The following is a 23,476-nucleotide window of genomic DNA, read 5'->3' as shown; positions in this document are numbered from 1 at the left end:
AATGTCACTGCATTAACCTACTGGGCAAATACATTGATACTGTCTACATTCGGTCCTTCCGTACCGGTAGTCACCACTTTTACCGTATTGGTCCCGGCATTCATGGCTGTCTGAACCGTCTTCTCTGCCCAGGTTGACCAGCTCCCCGTTGCTGCAAAGGGGGTATTGCTGATGACCTTGGTGCCATTCACATATACATCCAGGTTTCTTGTACCGGTCTCCAGCGCATAGCGGAATTTCATATTCTTGGTCCCTGCAACCGCACAGTACACGCTGTTCCATTGAATAGCGGCATCGTTTGCGGCATTAAAATTGACGTAGCCGCTGCCGGTGTAGCCTGCATTAGTCGTTTCTGCTGCTGCAGCCGTCAATGTTGTGTCTGATTCGGCCTCATAGGTGGTGCCCGTTCCGGTGCCACTGCCGCTGCCAAGTGCAGCTACAAAGGTTGTCACACTTTGGGCCGGAAGCTGGGCCGTGAAGGAACCGTTCGACACATTAATGGATGACCCGGCGGCTACCTTCCGGCTGGCGTCTGTGATCCAGGCGGATACGCTCGCTGCCGTGCCATTCTGCAGGACAAAGCTCTGGCTTGCAGCCGAAGTGCCTTTGTTAATGGCCACAATAACCACCTTGTTATCTCCTTTGTAGGCCGAGGTGTAGATGTTTGTATTTGGATTCTTGGTGGCGTCTACCCTTACATACCCGGGCCGGATGAATTTGGAGAATTGTGCCATGCTGTCCCCGCGTTTGCTGATCGTGCCATCCTCATTCATCGGACCGTATTGACGGCGGATGTACCACCACACATAGGCCTGGAAATCCGCCTCTGTCATCGCGTTGTGCATATGATAGGCTACTTCCAGTGCTTCCGGCCAAAGATTGGCCGAGTTATTATTGCTGTTGGGGTAGTAGACCTCTGTCATCCACAGCTCTTTCCCTGCCCCCTTCTGTTTGAAAAGAGGATAAGCAAAGTTGTTAAACGAAGTTCCATACGTATGCGCACCCAGAATATCCATATTGGCAAGCGCCTGTGCATCATTAAGAATGGGGTCCGACATATTCTTCAGGTAAGAGAACGACTCAGGAGCTATAACCCTGCAGTTGATAGATCCGGCATTATTTTTCATAAAATTAAGCATTTCTGCGGGAGTCCACCAGGTCCAGGTATGGGCATAATCCGGTTCATTCTGAACCGATATCGCATACAGCTCCACACCGTTATTCTTCATGTACGTAACGAAATCGTTCAGATGCTGGGCATAGGCTGCGTACTTGTCGTATCTGAGGCGTTTGGCCGATGTATCGCCATCGTGGTTGAAGGTCTCTGTCATATCGCTTGGGGGATTCCAGGGCGAAGCAAAAACAAGGGCTCCCTTTGCAATAGCTGCCTTCGCCGTATCTAATTCCTTGTACCAGTTACTCTTATTGTCATCCACATAGATTCTCAGAATAGAGAATCCCAGCTGGTTCGCACCATTGCCAAAGGCCGTTTCTCTTTGCGCTGCAGTCAGATCTCCTATCCAGGCAGGGAGGTTGATGCCTCCGAAGCCGCGGATCACCTGTTTCTCGGCTGACAAATTCACGGTCACATCGCTTGCTGCTGAAGCCTTGGGAGGTGCGGGTACCATTATTACAGACAGCACAGTTACACAGGCCAATAAGGTGCACAGTGACTTTTTTACCCTTGAAATCATTAATTCCATCTCCTCTTCGTGTAATCTCGGCCAACCCCTGTTCTTATCACCTCCAGTCCGGTCGAAGCGCAGCTGTACCTCACATCTGCTTGTCCAATTTTCTCACAATTATAGCAAACGCTTCCTTTAACTGTATTATATAAATTATTCGCTGTATAATCCTTGCATATTAACGATAATATATTGCGTGAATGCCTATTATTACATTAAATTACATTAAAGGGAATGTACGCTATGGATCGGGCTATAAACTATATTTTCACCCCTATTCAGGAAGAATTGCTATGCTTTCATAAAACAACAGATACCGAGCTCATTAACCCGGCCTTGCCTTATCACCGCCATGATGCTTACGAAATCTATTTATTTCTGAGAGGCAATGCTTACATGTATCTGGAGCAGTCCTGCTACAAACTGGTTCCCGGCGACTTAATCATAATCAGCCCCGGCGAAATGCACCGTTGTATCTGTATTGACAATCAAATGTATGAACGGATAGGGCTGAATATCAAGAAGTCAGCTTTGGAGAGACTTTCAAGCGGCCGCTCAAATCTGTTAGCCTGTTTTGAATCCCATCCCTTGGGACAGAACAATCTTACCCGGCTCTCGCGGGAACAAACGGTGTTGTACTGCCGGCTTGCAGACCAATTGATTACTTGCCTGGGCTCGGACGCATACGGACAGGATCTGCTGGCGGAGTCCTATGCAACCCGCCTGCTTGTGTTCATCAACACCTTGTATCAGTCGTCTACCTGCTCATCAAACAATCTTATGCCGGAGCTGGTTAGCCATACGATGACCTACATCAAGGAGCATCTGGCCGAAGCTATCTCCTCAGAGCAGCTGGAGCAGGAGTTTCATTACAGCGGCAAATATATAAGCCGGCTGTTCAGGGAGCATACCGGACTTACGATACGCTCCTACATAATCGATCAGCGCATATCGCTGGCCAAAAGCCACCTGTCTGCCGGCAACTCAGTCGCCGAAGCTTGTGAGCTTTCGGGCTTCAGCGATTATGCCAACTTCATCCGCAGTTTCACCAAGATTACCGGAATCTCGCCTGGAAGATACGCCAAAAAAAACGCAAGCCTCCCGGAGTAGAAGGCTTGCGTTGCTCTATTGTATAACATGGGATTACTCAGAATTTATCAATCTTGTACCAGAACAGCGGCAGCGGGAACCAGCCTGCGGGCGCATCCACTGCCATATAACGGCCATGCTGGGTAAGCAGAAGCGTCTGAGCCTCCAGCCTGTCCAGGACCACAGCTCCCGGCTTGGCAGACCGCTCGACGCTCACGCCCTCTTCGTCCACCCGCGCCGTCACCGGCTGACCGTCCATCACTGCGGAGAATTCTCCCGGAACAATCCCGGTGGTCTTGGACTTCAGCGTGAGGTAAGCCTTCAGGACATTGGCGAAATCCAGAATATGATACATATCCGAGTTCTCGATCACAAAGTCTTCCGCAAAGAAGCCAAGAGCCTTATTCAGCGGGATGTCATATTCCGGCGCGTACATCGTTATTCGCCCTGCTCTGCTATAGGCCATGTATGCCTTAAGCGTCCGCAGAATATCGTCCGCCTTCTTTAGCGCGAATTCAGCTATATCATCGCCCGCTTCGTTGACAACCAGATACCCGATCAGCTTACCCTGATCCAGAACGCCAAGCGCCTTTTGACAGAGTGTGCTGAAAATAAGCGGCAATTGCTCTAAGTTACGTTCAACATAAGCAAGCCGCGAGGTGTTCATGTTATGCGCAAATTCTGCTCCTCCTTCAATCTCAAATAACGGGCTGAAGGATATACCGGTGTCATCCACCTCTCTTAAGCTATGGCGCACATTGGCTTCTGCCACAGTATACTTGAACTTGACACCGCCAAGCGTGAAGCCGAAATACTCATATCTCTGCCGCTGCCCATATAATACAACCATATCGCATGTACCCCGCAGCTCTTCAAGCCACAGATTCATAAGCGCTTTCATATGCCCTTCGCCGCGCGCACGCGGATGGACCGATACGGTACCCAGATATCCGGTCCGCAGCGTATCCTCACCTACCCGTAGAGACTCGGGGAACACAGCCACCAGTGCGCGCAGCCTGCCCTGCTCATCCTCAGCAATCTTATGCATGGCCGAAGAATCTACACTTTTGTCATAAGCCTTGGGCATCAGGATTTCAAAATCAAAGCGGAATGCCAGGTTGGCCAAATCTATGTATTCCTCGCGCTCATGCGGAGCTGCCGTTCTGTATTTAACCATTTGCCCCATCCACCCTTTCCCTTCCACTTTACACTCTCTCGCTATATAGATAAACATAAAGCAGCGGAGGTAACGCGTTTTAACGGAACAACACACATTTCCCCGACTCCCTGAAGTACTTGATCAGCCGCTCAATCGGCTCGCGCCCGCATTTGAGCTGCTCGCCAAGACAATCGATACACAGGAAATCCTGGGCATTGCGAGTGACCAGCTTCAGGTAAATCGCCACATCATCCGTCATCAGGGGAACACCGCATTGTCTGCATGTTCTATTCATGTTCACACTCTTCTCTACACCAATTTAGCCCGCACAATCAGACAATCATGGGCTGCAACGACCGGAGCATATCTTTCTCTGAATACGCCAAGCTCTTTATGCTCCCAGCAGTCATACAGGGACAGCGATTTGCCGGAGGCATACGGAAGTCCGAAATCCCAGAATTGCAGCGACATTTCTCTTTGTCCATCGCTCAGGTTGAAGAAGCCGATCGCAAGGTCTCCGTCCGACAATACTTTTACCAGCATGAACACATCATCTGCATGGAACCACTGGGGCTCCGGCTTGATGCGGTAAGCCCCGCGGCTCTCCACATCCTGATTGATCGCAATCAGATCCGGGTTCAGCAGAATATTCCTGGTAGCCTCGTTGGCCTTGCGGATATCGCTGCCGATCATCAGCGGAGAACCCAGCAGGCTCCACAGTGAGAAGTGGGTCTTGTACTCCACATCCGTGCAGCCGCCGATCTGACTGCCGATGAAGTCGCTGTTGCTGCCTCCGTACATGCCGACAACCAGCATATCCAGATCATTATGGCAGTAGGCCCCGGTGTAGGCGGCTTTATCCAGCTGCGACAGAGCCAGGGTCTTGATGGATTCCCAGCTGTCCTGGATATCACCCGTAGAGCGGTACATATGCGCGCCGGATTCACGAATCCACTGATAGACGTTGTCCTCGCCCCAGTTGCACGCGGAGAACAGAATGTCTCTTCCGCAGTTCTTAAGTGCGAGACTCATCCGCTTGTACAGCAGCTCTCCCGACATATGTCTAGGCTTGAAGCAATAGTCATACTTGAGAAAATCCACGCCCCATTCAGCCAGTGATTCCGCATCCTGGAATTCATGCTCGAAGCTCCCCGGATACCCAGCGCAGGTATGGGTGCCTACACAAGAGTACATGCCGAACTTCAAGCCCTTGGAATGAATATAATCTGCAAGCGCCTTCATTCCGCTCGGGAATTTGACCGGATCGGCAACCAGCTTGCCATCCTTGTCCCGTTCTTTCAGGCTCCAGCAGTCGTCAATGACAATGTAATCATATCCCGCATCCTTGTAGCCGTCTGCCACCAGGGTATCGGCAGCTTCCCGGATTAACTGCTCGTTAATATCCCAGGTGAAGGTGTTCCATGAATTCCAGCCCATCGGAGGCGTTAAGCCGAGTTGTTGTTGTTTGTCCATTAGTTGTTTGTCCATGATTAGTATTCATCCTTTCGCATCATCGCAAATGTTGGTTTAAGAGCAAATGCTGTATTCTTTATGTATTTAATCACACACAATCCTTGTAATCTATAGCTTGATGTTGCTTTCATATCGACGTATGTTGCTTTTCTTAAGCATGGAAATCAAGGGATTGCAGAACAGGCTGACCCGTGAACGAGCCGTTTGGTGTGTTCTGGGGCAGGCGTAGGTGCGGTGTGTTCTTCTGGGTAGTGGAGGTGCAGGTGCGAAAAGTTCTTCTGAGTAATAGGGGGTGGGGCGATATGTTCTTCTGAGTAGTGGCAGGCATGGAACGTAAGTGGAAATTGTACAACTAATTATATGATGTAACTCTACCTCCCGGTAGTAAGTGGAAAAACGGCACTTAATTATCCTGTTTATGCCACAAACCAGGATATTGGATTATTTAGTTGTACTTTTTCCACCTAATGATCTTAAATCGAATCATTCGAGAAAACTAAGTGTCCTTTTTCCACTTCTTTTGCGGGGAGGACATGTTCAAGCTCCTATCCAGATTTCACCTGATAATAGATCAATAAGTGGTGAGGATCGGTCATTGTTAGTAGGTAGACGATAATTTATTATAGATTTCATATATGAAAGCGTTATCAATATAGAAGGGTTGGGGAAACCATAGGGGACACAACGAACAGCGCACTCCCCGGGGCCGTTGAAATTGCTTTTGAAAAAGGGGGATGACCGACAGACTTACACTACCAGGAATAGCAGATCTGGAAAGCTTCAACGAGGCAATTATACAAAGAGAATACGAAGAGGAGTGAAACAATGCGCAGCCAGAGCATAAGAAGCAATTCCTTCCGGAAATTTCTTTACATTTCGCCCTTTATGGTTTTACTTGCTGTCTTTGCGTATTACCCGCTCTACGGATGGGTGTATGCCTTCTTTGACTATACCCCTCCCATTCCGTTGTCCCAATCGCCGTTTGTCGGCTTCAAATGGTTTCACTCTCTGGTCGAGAATCAGGTTAAGATTGATCAGCTGCTTCAGGTCATCAAGAACACCTTCGGCATCAGCGGACTGGGCATTCTCTTCTCCTGGCTCCCTATGCTCTTCGCCATCTTCCTGACAGAGATCAAGGCTGTCCGGTTCCGTAAATTCATTCAGACCGTAACCACTCTGCCTAACTTTATCAGCTGGGTGCTCGTCTACTCCCTAGCCTTCTCCATGTTCTCCAGTGAAGGTATGGTCAACGGCTTCCTCCACATGACGGGGCTGTCCGATTCTCCGGTTCTTTTCCTGCAGAGCTCGGATCATGTCTGGCTTACCATGTGGTTCTGGGCAACCTGGAAGACACTCGGCTGGTCAGCGATCCTGTATATCGCCGCCATTATGGGCATTGACGAGTCGCTGTATGAAGCAGCTTATGTGGACGGTGCAACCCGGATGCAGGTGATCCGGCATGTCGTATTGCCAAGCATGATGCCGACTTATTTCGTCCTGCTGATGCTCCAGATTGCCAGCTTCCTGAACAATGGACTGGAGCAGTACTTCGTCTTCCAGAATGCTTTTAACAAGGACACAATTCAGGTATTAGACCTATATGTGTATAACCTCGCCATGGGCGGCGGCAGTTATTCCGTCTCCGTAGCCATCAGTATGCTGAAGAGCCTGATTAGTGTGGTGCTTCTCTTTTCGGTAAACGGACTGTCCAAATTATTGAGAGGGGAGGGCATCGTATGAGTGACAGCCAGACTGGTTTTACGCCAAACAGCCGGGATATAGACATCTCCAAAACGGTCAAAATGCAGGTCAGCGCTACCGACAAAATCATTTCCACCGTCATCTATATCCTGTTCTCCCTCTTCGCCTTCATTTGCGTCTATCCGTTCTATTCGATCATCATCAATACCATCAGCGCGAACGATCTCAGTGCCAAGGGTGAGATTATCTTCTGGCCTAAGGGGATTCATTTCCAGAACTATGTCGATGTATTCAAAATACCGGGCCTCGGCAATGCCTTTGTCATTTCGCTGGGCAGAACGGTAATAGGTACCCTCCTCACGGTCGGCGCCTCTGCCTTCCTGGGATTCATGTTTGCGCAGGAGGACATGTGGGGCAAGAAATTCTGGTACCGCTTCACCATCATCACGATGTTCTTCAACGCCGGGATCATTCCGTGGTATCTGACCATGAGATCCCTGCATCTGACGGACAACTTCCTGGCGTATATTCTTCCGTCGGTTGTAGCTCCATTCTTCATTATCCTGGTCAAAACCTTCGTGGAAGCCACACCGAAGGAGCTGCAGCAGGCGGCAAGCATTGACGGTGCAGGAATCTTCACCATTTTCTATAAAGTCATTCTGCCGATCAGTAAGCCGATCCTCGCAACCGTTGCCATCTTCTCGGCAGTCAACCAGTGGAACTCCTTCCAGGATACGCTGCTGCTGGTGACGGACAGCAAATTGTACAGCCTGCAGTTCATTCTGTATAACTACATCAATCAGGCTAGCTCCTTGTCCACTATGGTCAATCTGCAGAATGCCGGCTCAACGGCGATGGCAACTCTGGCGACCAAGCAGACCTCTACCTCCATCCGCATGACGGTTACCATTATCGTGGTCGCTCCTATTCTGCTGGTATATCCGATCTTCCAGAGATTTTTCGTCAAAGGAATTATAATCGGGGCAGTCAAAGGCTAATACGCCTGCGCCATTATGATACATTAATCATTCGGGGGGCTACACATGAGAACACACATTAAGCTGGGAAGAAAGTCCGCATTGGTACTCGGAACGACTATTCTGCTGATAACAACGGTACTAAGTGGGTGCAGCGGGAATTCCAACAATGGGGGTGCTGCAGCGGGGACGGCCGAACCAGGAACACCTGCTGAGTCATCCGATCCGGGCGCTGGCGGTATTGATCACAGCAAACCTTTGACCCTTACGGTATTCGACAACGCAGCTAACTATCAGGGGGAGCAGACCGGGTGGTACGGTAAACTGCTGAAAGACAAGTTCAATATCACGCTGAACATTCTGGCTCCACAGGTGGCCGGCGATCAGCTGTACAAGACCAGATCAGCATCCGGTGACCTCGGGGATCTTCTGATTATTGAGAACAGCCAGCTCGAGGAATTAATTCCGGCGGGGATGATTATGGATCTTACGGACTTGATCAAGAATACAGAGCATCTGTCCAAATATGTAGACAATCACTTCAAGCCGTTCAATGTTGCCTTCGAGAAGCAGAATCCGGATGGTAAAATCTATGCCCTGCCGGCCTTCACCGCCGATACTTCGCCAACCACCTTCTCGGAAGAGCTGCCATACTCCAGCCCGATTCTGCCTTGGGACTATTACAAGGGAATCGGCGCGCCGAAGCTGAACAATCTGAACGATCTGATGACCGCCCTGAAGGACATGCAGGCCAAATATCCGAAGACTCCGGACGGCAAACCTATTGTTCCGATTACGCTGTGGAAGGACTGGGACGGCGGAAGCATGGAGAATGTCCGCTGGCTCAGCAACTGGTATGGCTATGAGCAGCCGAACGGGACTACAACCATCCAATTGAATGCCAAAGGCGATATCGTTCCGATCGTAGACGACAACAGCATGTACAAGAAGATTCTGCAGTTCTATTATGACGCCAACAAGATGGGCCTCGTCGACCCGGACTCCCCTTCCCAGGACTGGAACAAGGTGTCGGAGAAGCTGACCAACAAACAGGTTCTTCTCCTGTGGTACTCCTGGCAGAGAGGCTTCTACAACACGATTGAAAGAGGCAACCAGGGCGACGGTAACGTAGCGGTTCCCATTGCAGATACCCATCTGATCCAGAACAGTGATGCTTACTTCGGGAACGGAAGAGTGTTTGCGATCGGCTCCAAAGCGAAAGAACCGGAAAGAATCATGGAACTTATGGACTGGATGTCTTCCCCTGAAGGTCTGCGCTACTACACGAACGGCTTTGAAGGCTTCAACTATGAAAAAACACCGGACGGCAAATTCAAGCTGACCGAAGTAGGCCAAACGGCTTTCCAGGAAAACACCCCTGTACCTGCTGAGTACGGCGGCGGCGGTTATCAGGACGGCCAGAGCAAGGTAAACTCTATGATTATGAGTGATTTCGTAGTCGACCCTGATACCAAGGAGTTCTACAACAACACCTATTGGGCTTCCACCATTGAAGCTAACCAAACAGCGCTGACTACAGACTGGCAGAAAACCTATGGCGCGGCCACTCCAACCGAATACTATCAGAAGAACAACATGATCGATATCGTACCTAACATCAACACAAGTCTCGGCTCCGATTCTTCGGACATCAAGAACAAACGCAGCCAGATCTCGGATTACGTCAAGAATACCTCATGGAAAATGATCTTCGCCAAGGATCAGGCTGAGTTCGATCAGCTCTGGACGAAGCTCAAGAGCGATGTCGAAGGTCTCGGCTGGAATGATGTCTTTGCTGTCGACAAAGAAAGAGCAGACAAAATTGTTAAAATGCGTGCCGATGCGATTGCGAACAAATAAGCCTTGACCGGCAAGGCGCCGGTATAAAAGAAAAGGCAGCCCCGGAGCCATGTACTTGGCTTGGGCTGCTTTTTTCGCGCTTAAGTATGTATATAAGCCAACTTCTCCAGCCTACTGCAGCACAATTCCGGCCAATCGAGCCCCCTCATCAGCAAACAAGTGGAAAAACGTATCTTAATTAAGCGGATTCCCGTGTTTGCAGTTTGATATTTTCTCCAATTAAGGTGAATTGCAATGAATTAAGCGCTGTTTATCCAACTACTTCCTCACAACAACCTCAACGCCGCGTGCAGTGCAGTCTTGTGCGATCGGTGGACGATAGGTGAGTGATTAGTGGCTGATTAGTTGGCGGTCGGGGGACGGTGGGTGTGTTATTAGCGGATGATTGATGGGGCAATCAGCGGATAATCAGTGCTTATCAGTACTCAATCAGTACTCAATCAGTACTCAATCAGTACTCAATCAGTACTCAATCAGTACTCGACCAATGCTCGGTCAGCGTTTGATCAACGGACAATCAGTGTATGTTCGGCAGGGCGTTTCGCGGCTACAATAACAGCACCTCCAGCGGAATCAGAGGCGCCCGCTCCGAACGCCCCCAAACCATTTAAAAAATAAGCTGCGAGAACTGATACAGGCCGTTCTTCCAGACCGGCCAGTCGTGGTCGCCCTGCTCTTCCACCCAGATGTGCGGTATGTTATGCTCCGCGAAATAGGCATGGGTCCGGTCGCTGACATACTTGAGGCTGTCCAGATCACCGCAGGATAACCAGAGCAGGCTAAGCGCTGCGGACGTCTGCTGCGGGTCGGGTACCAGCAGTTCAGGCTCCTTCGTATTGGGAGCCGGGGAGAACGCCCCGATCCAGGCGAACCGGTCCAGATGGTTCAGACCCATGTTGAGCGATTGCCCGCCGCCCATGGATAACCCGGCCAGGGCACGGTGCATCCGGTCCGTCAGAACTGAATAATTCGCTTCTATATAAGGGATGAGATCATTCAGCAAATCCGATTCAAACGTTTCAAAGGCCTGCACCTTGTCGGGGGCGAAAATATCGCCTTCCGCCCGGTCATTCAACATCGCCCGGCCGTTCGGCAGCACAACGATCATGGGTTTAAGCAGATGATCATCATACAGATTGTCCAGGATAATCTGCGGTTTGCCGTGGGTATACCATTCGTCCTCATCTCCGCCAATTCCGTGGAGCAGATACAAGACACTGTATTTCTCTGCACTGGAATATCCGGGTGGTGTATATACTCTGGCCTTCCGGGTGTTGCCTACTGTAGCAGAAGGGTATTCTATCGTGCGGATCTCTCCCCGCGCGATCCCTTCCCGCTCCTGATCATATCCTGGCTTTGGTATCAAATAATTGTGATTATTCCCGTTCAATGTCCCTCATTCCTCTCCTTGAATTTATGTATTTCCCATACTTTATTCAATAAACAAAGTGCGGGAGCCTTCCCCCGTTATTCTATGTTACAGAACAAACTTTACCGGGCTATTGTCTAACAATTCAAAGGGTCCGGGAGTAACATTACGCTCCGGGCGCTGTTTGCCAAAATAGTCGTGGTCAAAACGGTAAACGGAGCCATCCGGTTCCTCATAGTTCATCTCCGCGTGATAGCTTCTGCCGAGCAGCTCAGTCGTAACTACCGCAGGAGCTGCAGCACGCATCATTTCAGGACTCTTAATACGCACTTGCACCTTGCTTATCGCTGGATCGGTGTATATCTCAACACCGTTGTCAACATAGGCCCTTGCATCCGGCTCATGAGAACTGGGGACCGCGCCTTTCAAATACACATTGCCCTGTATCGCGACAGGAAGGGCCATTCTATCGGGCTGGAACGGCTTTCCGGCTTCCTCCATCGCCGCAATTTCTTCCTTCGTGTATTCCCACCACCGCTTGTGCAGGGAATCCGGGTAATCGTTGTACCCGCCCAACCCCACAGGATGAAGATAACAGCGGGAGTTATCCGGGATACCGTCCATTACCCGGGTACCGTTATCGTCCAAATTTTCTCTTGGAGTGAGTGGAAGATGCTCGAAAAAAGTCATCGGCATCGGCCCGTTGCGCGGATCGTCATCACCTATAAATAGGTTGTTGTAATACTTATCGTCGCCACCCGTGATGTTACTGAACCCGGCAACCGCTGTCTCATGAGGCATGTGGTAGGGCGTATAGCGGGTAAGCTCGGAACGCACCACAAACCTGCCGGCAAACAAATTATGAACAAATGCGCCGCCTTGAGCCATATTGCGAAAGTTCATCGGTGACAGGAACAGATTGTGATCCACCATATAAGGGCCGTGGCAGACCTCCACAAAGAGATCCTCGGACAGATTGTCATAAAAGGTGTTTCGGCTGATACGGGTCCCCTGCGCCTGCCAGTCCAGCCAAAGCGCCCGGTAGCAGCTGTAGATGATATTCCCGCAAATCTGGGTATCCAGTGAAGCATGGAGTTTGATGCCTCCGACTTCTGCGCCGTGGAAAATGCGTTTATGGTGGATGTTATAAATGCGGTTCTGATAGATCTGGCTAAAAGCACCCCCTAGATGCCCAACGATTCCCGCCTGTTCACAATCATGAATCACGTTGTTGCGGACAATATGGCTTCCAATCTGGTCCTTGTGCCAGTCCTTGCGCAAGGCGCGGAAAATAACCTCCTGCTCCCGTTGCGTTCCGCCTTTGATCCGGTTCTCTGACCATTCGTTATGACCGGTGGTTATTTCTTTGCCGAGGCTGATCCCTGTACATTTAGACTCGCTGATCAGATTATCCTCAATAATCCAGCCCTTGCTCCAATGGGGACCTATGAGCCCTTCCTGCAAAGCTGTTGGCGGAGCCCACTGGGGTGAGGCCTGCCGGAGTGTGAAGCCCTTGACGGTTATGTAGTTGCAGCCGGTCTTCTCCGGCCAGAAGCAATAAGGGCGCACATTGATTTCCACATTCTCCTTACGGGGGTCCCTGCCGCCGAAGTTCGCCCATATTGTGGTGGTCGTGGAGCTTACTTCCGCATACCACTGCAGCAAAGAGTCCTCCGCGTATTTGGCCTGAGGCCAAACCTGGGGATTGCGCAGCTTATCCACGCCATCACATTCATACAGGGACTTGCCGTCAAGGTATACCTCTCCCAAATGCGGCGGGAACGCACCTTCAAACAGCCAGTCTCCGTACAAATTAACCTTATAGGGGTTGCGCACAACAAACAGGGTATTCGATACCTCCGCGCTCCAGACGCCGTTCCCCTCGTCTTTCCAGTCGGCCACGGGCTCAGCACCTGTGATAACCACTTCTCCATCCCCGGCAGACTGATATACAATCCGCTGTCCCTCTGTGCCTCCATTGGCCGGGCTGACCCATTCCCTGTAGATACCAGCATGCACTGTAACCGTATCTCCCGGCACTGCTAAAGCCGCAGCGCGGGAAACGGTGCGGAAAGGCTGTGCCGCCGTACCCGCTGCCTCATCGCTCCCTTGAATTGTAACATGGTATTCCACAATCAAACCTCCCTTTCTCTAATTGATTATTTCTAATAATTAAAATTCAAGATATCATTGCTAAACAGTTGATGTTCTTCCCGCAACCCCTTAATATATAGTATAAATTATAGGAAAATCCTTCAATTATAACAATGATGTATAACGAATTTTATTTGATCTATCCAAAGAAAGGAGAAGCTAATGCCCACCATTCATTACGTAGAATATGACGCTGCGCATCCGGACGACTTTGTGTACAGCATTCCCGAAGGGCTGGATGCCTGGCTTCTTGTGCTTACACAGACCCCGGCGGTGTTTAAAGTGAACGGCGAAATGAAGGAGTTTCCGGCTCACTCTGTGGTTCTTTATCCGCCCAAGCACAGCATTTATTACCGTGCTTGTTCCAACAGGTACGTTAATGACTGGGTCCGTTTCGATGCGGATGAATCCTATATTACGGAAGCCGTGTTGCCATTGGGCACTCCCTTCTCACTGCCGGATCCCGGTTATTGCCATCAGCTATTTCAACTGCTGACTTTGGAGAACTCATTCCAGAACGACTACCGGGAGCTTTCTATTAACAACCTGTTCCGGATCTTCTTCAATAAGCTGTGTGAAGCGTCCCAGGACAAGCTGAGTCCCCAATACTATAACCTGCTTGACTTGCGCAAGACTCTGTACAATAATCCGGGTCATCCCTGGACCGTTTCCTCCATGGCCGAACATCTGCACATCAGCGCAGGCTACCTGCAGACTATCTATAAATCTACCTTCGGTATATCCTGCATGGAGGATGTTATTCATTGCCGGATCCGGATGGCCAAAGAGAAGCTTGGCTTCGGCCCGTACAAAATCGCCGAAGTTGCGGCGCTCTGCGGCTATGCAAATGTAGAGCATTTCTGCAGACAGTTCCGTCAGCTTACCGGTTATTCCCCCCGGGCCTACCGTGACAAACTTGCCGCTAAAGAAACGAAAGACCCTGCTGATCAATGACAGGGTTAAGAGGCTTGCAGGCTTCAAGCTTATATCTGTGTGGCAGCAGCCTAATTCAGCCTGTGATAATGGAAATAACCGAAATCGGCATGGCCGCCGGATTGTCTGGTGGCATAATTGAACAGAGCCGCCCGGTATCCCATAAAATGATCCAGCGTATATTTCATCTGCAGCGTCCGTCCAATCGGCTTCCACTCGCGCCCATCCTCCGAATAGAAGAAATTGGCTTCATCCAGGCTATCCCTGAAATTGAAGTCAATTCTAAGATAAACCTTATCTCTGGTAAACTCGGCTTGCTCCACTATCTCCTCGCAGCCGCCACCGCCGTTGACACACATGTTCACGCTGAACTTCCCCTGCCCCCCGGCGGCAATCCCAACCGTACCAAACCCGTTTTGCAGGGCTGCCAGGCCTGCCCGGTCGCCGTCCCGCAGGCCGCAGAGGTCTATTACGGTCTCTGCACTGCAAGCCGGACCTTCCGTCCGCTGGGTCAGCGTATTGCGCGCCTGCAGGATACTGTCCGCCAGCTGCCCGGTGTACAGCCGCAAATAGCCCGGCCGCTCCGTGACAGACCATAACCCGTTGTCGGGATTATGGTTCCATTGCCAGTGGAGTGCCAGCCTGTTGCCGGTATAATCGAACTCATCGCTGATGACCAGCGGCTTCGCCTCTGCAGCAGGAAGCCTCGCCGCATATACTTGGAGTGCTCTGCCGTTCTCCCCGATAACCGGCCAATCGTCCTCCCAGTCTACGGGCAGCACGCAGGGTACCCGTCCGACAGCATCATGATCCTGGAACAGCACCGCATACCAGTCGCCATCCGGCGTATCAACGATACCGCCTTGGGCGACACCGTTATTCCGGTAGCCCAGATCATCATCCAGAATGACCTTCCGCTCATAAGGACCCAGAAGCTCCTGTGAACGGTAGCACAGCTGGCGTCTGCGCTGATTGCCGGTTCTTGGCCATTCAATAAAGAATAAATAGTAATAGCCGTTAAGTTTGTATGCATGACAGCCTTCGATCCGCAGCCCGATGTCTTTCCGCCCTCCTTCAAGCAGCAGCTGATCCGTTCCGCCGGGCTTCACCGCCGTCAGATCCTCTGTCAGCTCCCGGATCCGGATATCACCGTTCCCGTAAATCACATAGCTGCGTGTATTGTCATCCAGCAGCAACCCCGGATCATGATGCAGCCCCGGAATTACCGACCGCTCCCATGTTCCATGCTCAATATCCTCTGTCCGGTAGATATAGAACCGGTCCATGTCATTGGAGGAGAAACATACGTAATAGATTCCGTCCTTGTACCGGAGAGAGGCCGCCCAGGAGCCTTTGCCATAAATATTGTTGCCTTCCTGCAGCCGGTGGGCCACATTATCCTCTAAGGTATCATAGACATAATTCACGATTTCCCAATCGTTCAGGTTCACCGATTTCATAATGGGACAGCCCGGCATGGAATGCATGCTGGTGCTGACCATATAGAACACAGGCCCCACCCGGATGACATCAACATCCGGGACGTCTGCCCACATCACAGGATTGGTAATGATGGCGGTTTGCAAGATACTTCCCTCCCAGCGATTAATTCTGCTCCGTAAACTGCCAAGCTCCCAGCTTGAACAAGCCGGTTCCACCCTCTCCCGCGAATACCAGATAGAGGTGATGGATTCCTGCCGCTCCCTGGACGTCCGTCTTCAGCTCCACCCATTCCTCCGGCCCGTTCACTGCAGGAACAGGCAGCTTGCCAATCACTGGGCCAGCCGGGTCATCGAGATGCAGCTCCAGCGTACCGCCCGCTTCAAGCCCCATAACCGAAGCACTGAACGCCTCCGCTCCGCGGCTCCCGAAGTCTACCCCGGATAATCCGATCCAGCCGCCGACGCCAATCTCCGTCACCATCTGTACTCCTCCGGCTGTCACGGGTTCCGTATGCACACCTGCACTCCATCCCATCGTTGACGCCGGTATACGTTCATACGGATTCAGGACCTGGAGCTGCTGTACTCCCTCATAGTCGGCTTCAATGTTATAAATGGTGCCATCCTCCTTATGGAGAAGGCGGTTAAGATGCGTAGAACGGTAGCCATTCGCAATACCCTGAGCCTTGGACAAGGTCTGCGCGTGATAAGCGATATACCACTGCTCATGAAATTGGAAAACCGCGTGATGATTATTCCCGGATACTCCGAAGAAATGGCCCGGATTCTTGAGAATCGTTCCGTGATAGGTCCAGGGCCCCATTGGACTGCTGCTGGTCATATACGCGATCTCTCCTGCAGGAGGGCTGCCTTCCGGACGCTCCCCGTCATAGAAATTCGAGCAGTAGCTATAGTAGTAGACACCGCTCTGCTTATGTATCCCGGCATCCTCGAACATGAAGGGTGCCGGAATCACCTCAGCAGTTCCCGCTACGCTGATCATATCCTCACCCAGTCTCATAACCCGTGCTGTGCCAGGCTCCGCGGACTGGCCTTCCGGCACACCGCCTCCGAAATAAATGTAGCCCTTGCCGTCATCATCGACCAGAACCGCCGGATCGAACAGCCAGGTCACCTCCTCGACCCCCGGCGTGGAGCGCAGAATCAGCGCTTCCCCGATAGGGTCAATCCACGGGCCCACCGGACTGTCACTACTCAGAACGCCGATGCCGCTGGCATTATTGGCGAAGTACAGGAAGAACTTATCCTGTCCGAGTATCACTTTATGGACGGCTGCAGGCGCCCATGACTGGGTAGCCCACTTCGCCGCCCCTTCCGGTCCGGCCACTGCAATCGCGCCGTGATCGGTCCAGTTGACCAGATCGGCAGAGGAAATAACTGTGATCGTATGAATACTGCTGTATGAATTCTCTTTCACCGTGCCGTTCCCGTCGTACTCCAGGGCGTCGTTGGTCATGTACAAATAGACCCTGTCCCCGAATACAAGGGCATAGGGATCCGCCCCGTATCTGTGTGCAACCAGCGGATTGCCGTTTGGCGGCACCTTTCCGGCAGCCTGTTTCAGTTGATATGTCATTTGATTCCCTCCATTGATATTAAGCGTTTAAATTTCTTTTGTTGGCGCTTTCAATAGCTAAATCTATGATATCTCAACGGTATGCGTTTACCATTACCAAATTAAAGGGATTCCCCCTTCATCCTTCAGATTGGGCCTTCTGGCGGAAAGCTACAGGCTTCTGAGCCGTCCGTTTTTCAAATTCTCTTAAGAAATGGTGGTAGTGCACATAACCCACACTCTCCACAATGCTCCGGACAGTGTCGCTTGTTTCGATCAGCCGCTTCTTGGCTGCTTCTATACGCAAGTTATGAATATACTCGAGAATGCTGATTCCGTGCTTTTTGATGAAGGACTGGCCCAGATATACCGGATTGATATAAAAGTGCTCTGCAATCTCCTTTACCGTCAAAGATCTGAAATAATTATCCTTCAAGAAGCACTCTACCCGTACCAGCGGATGCTCGGAGCTGCGTTCCTTATGCTGGCGGATATACTCCATACACGTAGTCAATCCTATCTGCAGGGTATCCTTCAGAACTTCAAGCGACCTCGGCTCGGTTCTGAAAAATTCAAGCGAGCCTCCCCGCTGTCCGTCCGCCCCCCCGAAATCCTTCAGCAGCTCCATGCTTTTCAGCATGATATTCATGCTGGTCATCTGTACAACTTCAGGAGCTGTTCTGTTCTGCTTGAACATTCTGAATATTTCGTCCAATTTTTCTTTGACTTTCTGCCCTTGCAGCCGTTCCACGGCACTCATCAGTTCCTCAGTTCGTTCTGCGGAAGGCAGATTATAGCTCAGCTCGTTCCGGTTGCTGCTTGCCGTGTCAACCGGTCCGCTTCCGTCCGAATAGAAATAGTGGCTGGCGGCGGCTCCTGCCGCTTCCCTATAAGAGACGGACAGCTCCCGGAGAGACTGGACACTCGGTCCGATGCTGACGGAACCCTTCACGCCGTTCATAGACAGTCCGGCATATACCCGCTCTGCCAGTCCGGCCGTTGCTGCCGAGCTTTTCACGACCAACCCTGCCTGGTCGCCGGGCAGATCGATGAACAAGGCTCCTGCCGGTCCGGCCAGCTCCCGGCAAATTTCTGTGATATTGCTTTTGGGACCATCCACATGCAGATACGTCCATCCCGAGACCGCCTCGTCCAGACGGTCCATCTGTTCAGCAGCCTCCTCTTCAGGCTCGGCCCATTGGCCTTCAAGCATGCGAGCAATCGCCAGGGGAAGAAGCCTGCTCGCCAGCATATTCTGCTGCATCTTCAGCCTGAGGCGCATTTCCAGTTCGTCCGTTAAATCAGCAAGCACCTTATCCCATTCCGCATCAACGACAGGCTTAATCAGATAGTGCTTCACCCCGTAACGGATGGCAGTCCTTGCATATTCAAATTCGCTGTAACCGCTGAGAACGACGAAGATCGGCTGCTCCATCTCAAGCTTCCGTACGCGCCTGATCAGCTCCAGACCGTCAATTTCGGGCATGCGGATATCGGTAATTACTAGATCAGGTGAACTCTGTACAATTGCATTCAGCGCTTCTTCCCCGTTCTCACAGGCACCACAGATTTCAAAGCCCAGTTCCTCCCAATTGGTCAACGTCCGCAATCCTTCTAATGCTATTGTCTCATCATCTGCCAATACCACTTTATACATTAGATCCCTCCACTTCCGGAACCGAGACTAAGTCTGTGGGAATTTGAATGGTGATTACCGTCCGTTCATATTCGGTGCTCTCTATGGTGAAGCCGGCTCTGCCGCCGTAATACAGCATCAGGCGTTTGTAAACATTCCGGAGTCCGATATTTTTACCGGAGTCCTGCTCCGACTGCAGATGGGAGTTGATCCATTCCAGCTTTTCCTTACCGATTCCTTTTCCATTGTCGGTCACAACAATTACCAAGCCTCTCTCGTCCATCGCAGCGGATACGCGGATTGTCCTCGCCCATTTCACCGACTGCAGGCCATGCTTACAGGAGTTCTCCACCAGAGCTTGGATACTCATCTTGGGAATCCGGCAATTCAGCACGGCAGGATCGATATCCAGGTCATAGGTGAACCGGTGCTGAAAGCGGAACTTCTCAATCTGCAGATACATTACAATAAAGGATACCTCTTCCTCAACGGTAATGAGATCATCCTTCCAGCTTAGCAGCCTGCGCAGAATAAGAGCCAGATTCCGGATCACATCCGTAACTTCTTCATATTTATATTTCTTGCAAATGACCAGTATGGCATTAAGCGTATTGAAGAGGAAATGAGGGTCTACCTGACTTTCCAGATAGTTCAGCTCAGCCCTTACTCTTTCAAGCTCAAGGTCCTTCTTCTGAATCTCCAGCTTGTAGACATCATTGATCAGGTTGCGGATCTTCTCCGTCATCAGATTGAAGCTGCGGATGAGTCCGCCAATTTCGTCCTTCCCCTCATACATATCGATGCTCTCGAACTGCTCATATTTGACCAGCTTCATATGTTTGTAGAGCAATCTGACCCGCAGATTATAGGATTGTATAATTACGATCATCAGCAGGGTAGGGATGATTATGGTCAATATGGCCAGAATCAGCGACATCCGGAGCGCACGGCTCATCTCATGATTGACCTCCCGTCCCTCCGGAGTTCCCACAAGCCTCCAGCCCTTGGTGTAGGCTGCACTGCTGAGTGAACGGACGATCCGGCTGGAGGCCGGCTGGCTAATGCTGGCGTCGACGTTCAGCAAGTCATTGGGGTCCGTGGAGAAGTAGGATTGATCCGATTCCAGCACGACACGGTTCTGCTCATCCAGAAGCTTGAAGCTCAAATAATCACGCTCTTTCTGGAACAGCTCGAGCACATTGTTTACCCGCAGGTCGATCCGTAAATACTTCGTATAAGGCTGGCCTGTGAAGCTATCCAATTTGCGGATCACGCTGACATAGGTTTCCTGCCGGGCCGGGTTCAGCGGGTTGGCCCCCTGATAGGAGGTCAGCAGCACCTTGTCAGAGCTGCCGGAAATTTTGCTGTACCATTCGCTCTGCTTGTCGCTGTCCGACAGAACATAATAACTTCCGCCGTTCTGAATCGTCGGATTCGTAGTATAGATCCCCATCCAATAAATATAGGAATGCAGATTGCTGTACTGCCGCAGCTTATCCCGCAGAACATCATTATAGGCATCATAATAAGTATTGTTATCCTCATAGGCGTAATCCATCATTTCATTGTAGGCACGGTCTGCGGCAACTGTATTGCTGATGGCCACACATTCATTAACGATCTGCATCAGATCATAGGCAACCCGGTCTACCGAAATCTCCAGATTACCTCTCTCCCTCGTCTCTATATTGCGGCTGATTTGAACGTAGAAAAGAGCATTGATACAGAGAATGGGGACGAGAACGCACAGTAAATAGATAAACAAAAACTTGTATTTGAGCGGAATATCATTAATGAAGGCAGATGGCTTCCGTGTATTCTTCATGCCGGCCCCTCCTCCCCCTTGAATTAACTCTTCTTATATACTGTAGGCGTGACCCCGTTTAATGCCTTGAACTTGGCAGCGAACAGATCGGCGTCCGTATAGCCCACCCGGCTTGAGACATCAGATATGCACATATCCGTCCGCCGCAGCAGCTTCTTGGCTTCTTCAATGCGGTATTCATGGAGAAATTCATTAAAGGAGCTGCCGTAATGCTTCTTGAACCGTTGTCCAAGGTAAGCCGAATTCATATGCAAAAGCTTAGCAATATCCTGCAGCTTCAGCTTCTCCTGATAATGCTCCCGGACATAGTCCAGCACCGCTGACACGGCTTGATCCTCCCGGGTGCTGTCACCAGCGGCGAACCATTCTGCCGCCTCACTCAGCTCTTCTTCCGTCTGCCGTTCCAGCAGCGGCATGCAGCAAGCGGTGTACCGGGGCGGAAACCATTTATCCTCCCATATGGCGGAGTCTCCCCCTCTTGCGGTGATTTCACGAAGCAGATCAGCTTTGATATTGGCCAGAAAAGCGTCGATCCATGCGCTTGAAGCAACCTTTGCCGAGAATATTCTAAAAACATCGCGCAATTGGGCGCTTAAGCGTTCCGTTTTCCCTTCGGTGACTGACTGCAGAAGCGTTCTCCTCAGTTCGGCCGGAAGCTTCGCCATTTGCCCCTGGTCCTGTTCCTGATAGAAAACGGTAGCTTCGGGGCTGTATGAATCCGGACGGCACAGCTCTGCCGCCAGCGCTTCATGGTAAACCGTGTTCAGAAACTGCGGCCCGTGATGCTCAAGACTTGCCGAGAAAAAGACTGGAACGCTATACAGAGTCCTCATTTCAGCGGTCCAGCTTTCCAGCATCCCCGGATCAAGCGCCGGCCCTTCCGCCGGAGAGACCAGCAAATATCCATGCTTCTGCCTTCCGGCTGTGAAAGAATAGGCGGTTATGCTGCGGAACGGCTCCTTGCCCTTCATGGCATAGACCTGGGCCTGCAAATGCAGGCTGTCCGGTGAGGCACCCTGAACCAATACACAGCATAGCCGTGAGCCGGGGGATATCCCAAGCATTTCCAGCCCATTCTTCAGCTCCTCTTCCTTGTTCTCCCGCATCAATAACCGCGATACGGTATCTGCCTGCATGAAAGCCGTAACCGCCTCCCGCCGTGAAGCCGCCTTGCGTTCAGCATAGATTTCTTCGGCTACAATCTGCAGCGCCTCCGTCAGTTCCTTTTCATCCAAAGGCTTGGTCAAATAGTTGGATACGCCATATTTAAGGGCTCTCTTGGCATATTCAAAGTCAGCGTAGCCGCTAAAGATAATAAATTTTGGCCGGAAATCGCTTTCAGAACATCTCCCGATAAGATCAAGACCGTCTATTACCGGCATGCGTACATCGGTTATAACCAAGTCAGGACGTGTGCTATGAATAAGCTGCAGCGCATCCTCACCATCGAGGGCTTCACCGCACACTTCAAAGTTTAATTTCTCCCAGTCTACCAGGAATCGCAGCCCCTCCAGCATCAGCGGCTCATCATCGGCAAACAGCACCTTAAGCATCGGCATCACCATCTTTATTTTCATATTTTGTTTCTGTAAGGCTCACCGTTCCTTGAACAGGAGAAACCGCTTCGGCTGCATCCGAAACGGTTATAGTATACATATTTTCCTTATATAAATTTAATTGACAATTATTCTTTAACACTTCCCAGGTTCAATCCTACCACGAAATACTTCTGCAAGAAAGGGTAGACGAACAATATCGGCACTGCGGTAACAATGGTGATGGCTGCCCGGATGGAAGCCGGTGTTACCAGAGCCTGCGCCTGATTATGCTGATTGCCCGCCAGCAGGGAAGGATCATTGTTCGTGCTCATGGTGGAACCGAGCAGCTTCATCATTTCATATTGCAGGGTGCTCAGCTTGATATCCGAGGAAGCATAGAGGAAGGTGTCAAACCAGGCGTTCCACGAGCCAACGGCGATAAACAAGGCTACGGTTGCCAGCACCGGAGTACACAACGGGAAGATAATTTTCCAGAAGATCCGGAAATCTCCCGCACCGTCAATCTTCGCCGACTCCGTGAGACTGCCCGGAAGACCGCGGATATACGTCCGCATGATAATCAGGTTGAACGCGCTGACCAGGCTCGGAAGAATATAGACCCAGAAGCTGTGAAGCAGACCCAGCTCTTTAATCAGGAAATAATTCGGGATCAGGCCGGCATTGAAATACATGGTCAGGATGAACAGCATGCCGATTTTTTTGCGTAAAACAAAATGCGACTGTGCCAGTGTATACGCCAGCATGGTGGTCAGAAACACACCTAGTACTGTTGAAAGTACCGTACGGGACACAGAGATGAATGCGGCATGATAGATCGTCCCGGAAATAAAGACAGCCCGGTAGTTCTCCAAGGTCCAGTCACGGGGCCAGAAATAAATTCCGCCGGAAAGCGTGTCGCTGCCGTCATTGAAGGAAACAGCAATCGTGTGGAGGAATGGATACAGCGTGATAGCGACTACAAAGAGCATAAATATCGTGTTAATCGTATGGAATACAACCGGCTCAATGCGGCTTGAACCTTTCGTCACAGCTTTCATA

18 protein-coding genes are annotated in these 23,476 nt (G+C 50.9%); 5 read left to right on the top strand and 13 right to left on the bottom strand.

Annotation, left to right across the window (positions count from 1 at the left end):
* Positions 1-17: 17 nt before the first annotated feature.
* Positions 18-1,694 (bottom strand): glucuronoarabinoxylan endo-1,4-beta-xylanase XynC, encoded by a 1,677-nt coding sequence (xynC, locus tag PBOR_RS13145; protein ID WP_042212233.1) that lies wholly within the window; start codon positions 1,692-1,694, stop codon positions 18-20.
* A gap of 234 nt (positions 1,695-1,928) precedes the next feature.
* Here xynC and PBOR_RS13140 point away from each other — a divergent pair, with 234 nt between their 5' ends.
* Positions 1,929-2,795, top strand: coding sequence for an AraC family transcriptional regulator (locus PBOR_RS13140; protein ID WP_042212232.1), 867 nt, complete (start codon positions 1,929-1,931; stop codon positions 2,793-2,795).
* A 37-nt stretch (positions 2,796-2,832) separates the two neighbouring features.
* On the opposite strand, the gene PBOR_RS13135 is transcribed toward PBOR_RS13140, so the two are convergent.
* The 3 genes from PBOR_RS13135 to PBOR_RS13125 form a co-directional block, all read right to left on the bottom strand.
* Complete coding sequence (locus PBOR_RS13135; protein ID WP_042212230.1) at positions 2,833-3,951, bottom strand: GNAT family N-acetyltransferase; 1,119 nt, start codon at positions 3,949-3,951, stop codon at positions 2,833-2,835.
* A 79-nt stretch (positions 3,952-4,030) separates the two neighbouring features.
* Positions 4,031-4,228 carry a hypothetical protein gene (locus PBOR_RS36625; RefSeq protein ID WP_042135931.1) on the bottom strand — a complete coding sequence of 66 codons (198 nt, stop codon included), beginning with the start codon at positions 4,226-4,228 and terminating at the stop codon, positions 4,031-4,033.
* 14 nt (positions 4,229-4,242) lie between these two features.
* Positions 4,243-5,421: a glycoside hydrolase family 27 protein gene (locus tag PBOR_RS13125; RefSeq protein WP_245648149.1), complete on the bottom strand. Its 1,179-nt coding sequence runs from the start codon at positions 5,419-5,421 to the stop codon at positions 4,243-4,245.
* Between the two features lie 870 nt (positions 5,422-6,291).
* Here PBOR_RS13125 and PBOR_RS13120 point away from each other — a divergent pair.
* Genes PBOR_RS13120 through PBOR_RS13110 form a run of 3 tightly spaced genes read left to right on the top strand, consistent with a single transcriptional unit; the run spans position 6,292 to position 9,944 of the window.
* Positions 6,292-7,146 (top strand): ABC transporter permease subunit, encoded by an 855-nt coding sequence (locus tag PBOR_RS13120; protein WP_245648147.1) that lies wholly within the window; start codon positions 6,292-6,294, stop codon positions 7,144-7,146.
* On the top strand, positions 7,143-8,105 hold the full coding sequence (locus PBOR_RS13115) for a carbohydrate ABC transporter permease (protein ID WP_157764025.1): 963 nt from the start codon (positions 7,143-7,145) through the stop codon (positions 8,103-8,105). Before PBOR_RS13120 ends, PBOR_RS13115 begins: the two co-directional genes overlap by 4 nt.
* A 45-nt stretch (positions 8,106-8,150) precedes the next feature.
* Complete coding sequence (locus tag PBOR_RS13110) at positions 8,151-9,944, top strand: type 2 periplasmic-binding domain-containing protein (RefSeq protein WP_052429461.1); 1,794 nt, start codon at positions 8,151-8,153, stop codon at positions 9,942-9,944.
* A gap of 607 nt (positions 9,945-10,551) precedes the next feature.
* Here the strand turns inward: PBOR_RS13110 and PBOR_RS13105 are convergent.
* Both PBOR_RS13105 and PBOR_RS13100 read right to left on the bottom strand, forming a co-directional pair.
* Positions 10,552-11,310: an alpha/beta hydrolase gene (locus PBOR_RS13105; RefSeq protein WP_099052541.1), complete on the bottom strand. Its 759-nt coding sequence runs from the start codon at positions 11,308-11,310 to the stop codon at positions 10,552-10,554.
* A 111-nt stretch (positions 11,311-11,421) separates the two neighbouring features.
* A complete protein-coding gene (locus PBOR_RS13100; RefSeq protein WP_042212222.1) occupies positions 11,422-13,446 on the bottom strand; it encodes a right-handed parallel beta-helix repeat-containing protein in 2,025 nt (674 codons plus the stop codon).
* A gap of 183 nt (positions 13,447-13,629) precedes the next feature.
* On the opposite strand from PBOR_RS13100, the gene PBOR_RS13095 reads away from it, so the two are divergent.
* A complete protein-coding gene (locus tag PBOR_RS13095) occupies positions 13,630-14,421 on the top strand; it encodes an AraC family transcriptional regulator (protein WP_042212220.1) in 792 nt (263 codons plus the stop codon).
* Positions 14,422-14,471: 50 nt separating this feature from the next.
* On the opposite strand, the gene PBOR_RS13090 is transcribed toward PBOR_RS13095, so the two are convergent.
* From PBOR_RS13090 to PBOR_RS13065, 7 genes are all read right to left on the bottom strand, one after another.
* Positions 14,472-15,986: a glycoside hydrolase family 43 protein gene (locus PBOR_RS13090; RefSeq protein ID WP_099052461.1), complete on the bottom strand. Its 1,515-nt coding sequence runs from the start codon at positions 15,984-15,986 to the stop codon at positions 14,472-14,474.
* Positions 15,987-16,005: 19 nt separating this feature from the next.
* A complete protein-coding gene (locus PBOR_RS13085) occupies positions 16,006-17,439 on the bottom strand; it encodes a glycoside hydrolase family 43 protein (protein WP_042212217.1) in 1,434 nt (477 codons plus the stop codon).
* Positions 17,440-17,557: 118 nt separating this feature from the next.
* Positions 17,558-19,075, bottom strand: a complete 1,518-nt coding sequence (locus PBOR_RS13080; protein ID WP_042212215.1) for a response regulator transcription factor — start codon at positions 19,073-19,075, stop codon at positions 17,558-17,560.
* The gene (locus tag PBOR_RS13075) at positions 19,068-20,879 is read right to left on the bottom strand and encodes a sensor histidine kinase (RefSeq protein WP_042212213.1); all 1,812 of its coding nucleotides are present in this window, start codon (positions 20,877-20,879) and stop codon (positions 19,068-19,070) included. Before PBOR_RS13075 ends, PBOR_RS13080 begins: the two co-directional genes overlap by 8 nt.
* A 23-nt stretch (positions 20,880-20,902) precedes the next feature.
* Entirely contained in the window at positions 20,903-22,456 is a 1,554-nt protein-coding gene (locus PBOR_RS13070; RefSeq protein ID WP_081972026.1) for a response regulator transcription factor, read from the bottom strand.
* Positions 22,425-22,577: a hypothetical protein gene (locus tag PBOR_RS36955; RefSeq protein WP_157764024.1), complete on the bottom strand. Its 153-nt coding sequence runs from the start codon at positions 22,575-22,577 to the stop codon at positions 22,425-22,427. Before PBOR_RS36955 ends, PBOR_RS13070 begins: the two co-directional genes overlap by 32 nt.
* On the bottom strand, positions 22,564-23,475 hold the full coding sequence (locus PBOR_RS13065) for a carbohydrate ABC transporter permease (RefSeq protein WP_042212210.1): 912 nt from the start codon (positions 23,473-23,475) through the stop codon (positions 22,564-22,566). The genes PBOR_RS36955 and PBOR_RS13065 overlap by 14 nt, the downstream gene beginning before the upstream one ends.
* Position 23,476: the final 1 nt, after the last annotated feature.

It is taken from the genome of Paenibacillus borealis, assembly GCF_000758665.1.
Classification (GTDB): domain Bacteria; phylum Bacillota; class Bacilli; order Paenibacillales; family Paenibacillaceae; genus Paenibacillus_AQ; species Paenibacillus_AQ borealis.
Note: the sequence above shows the minus strand (reverse complement) of the source record. Positions and strands in the feature narration are given on the sequence as shown.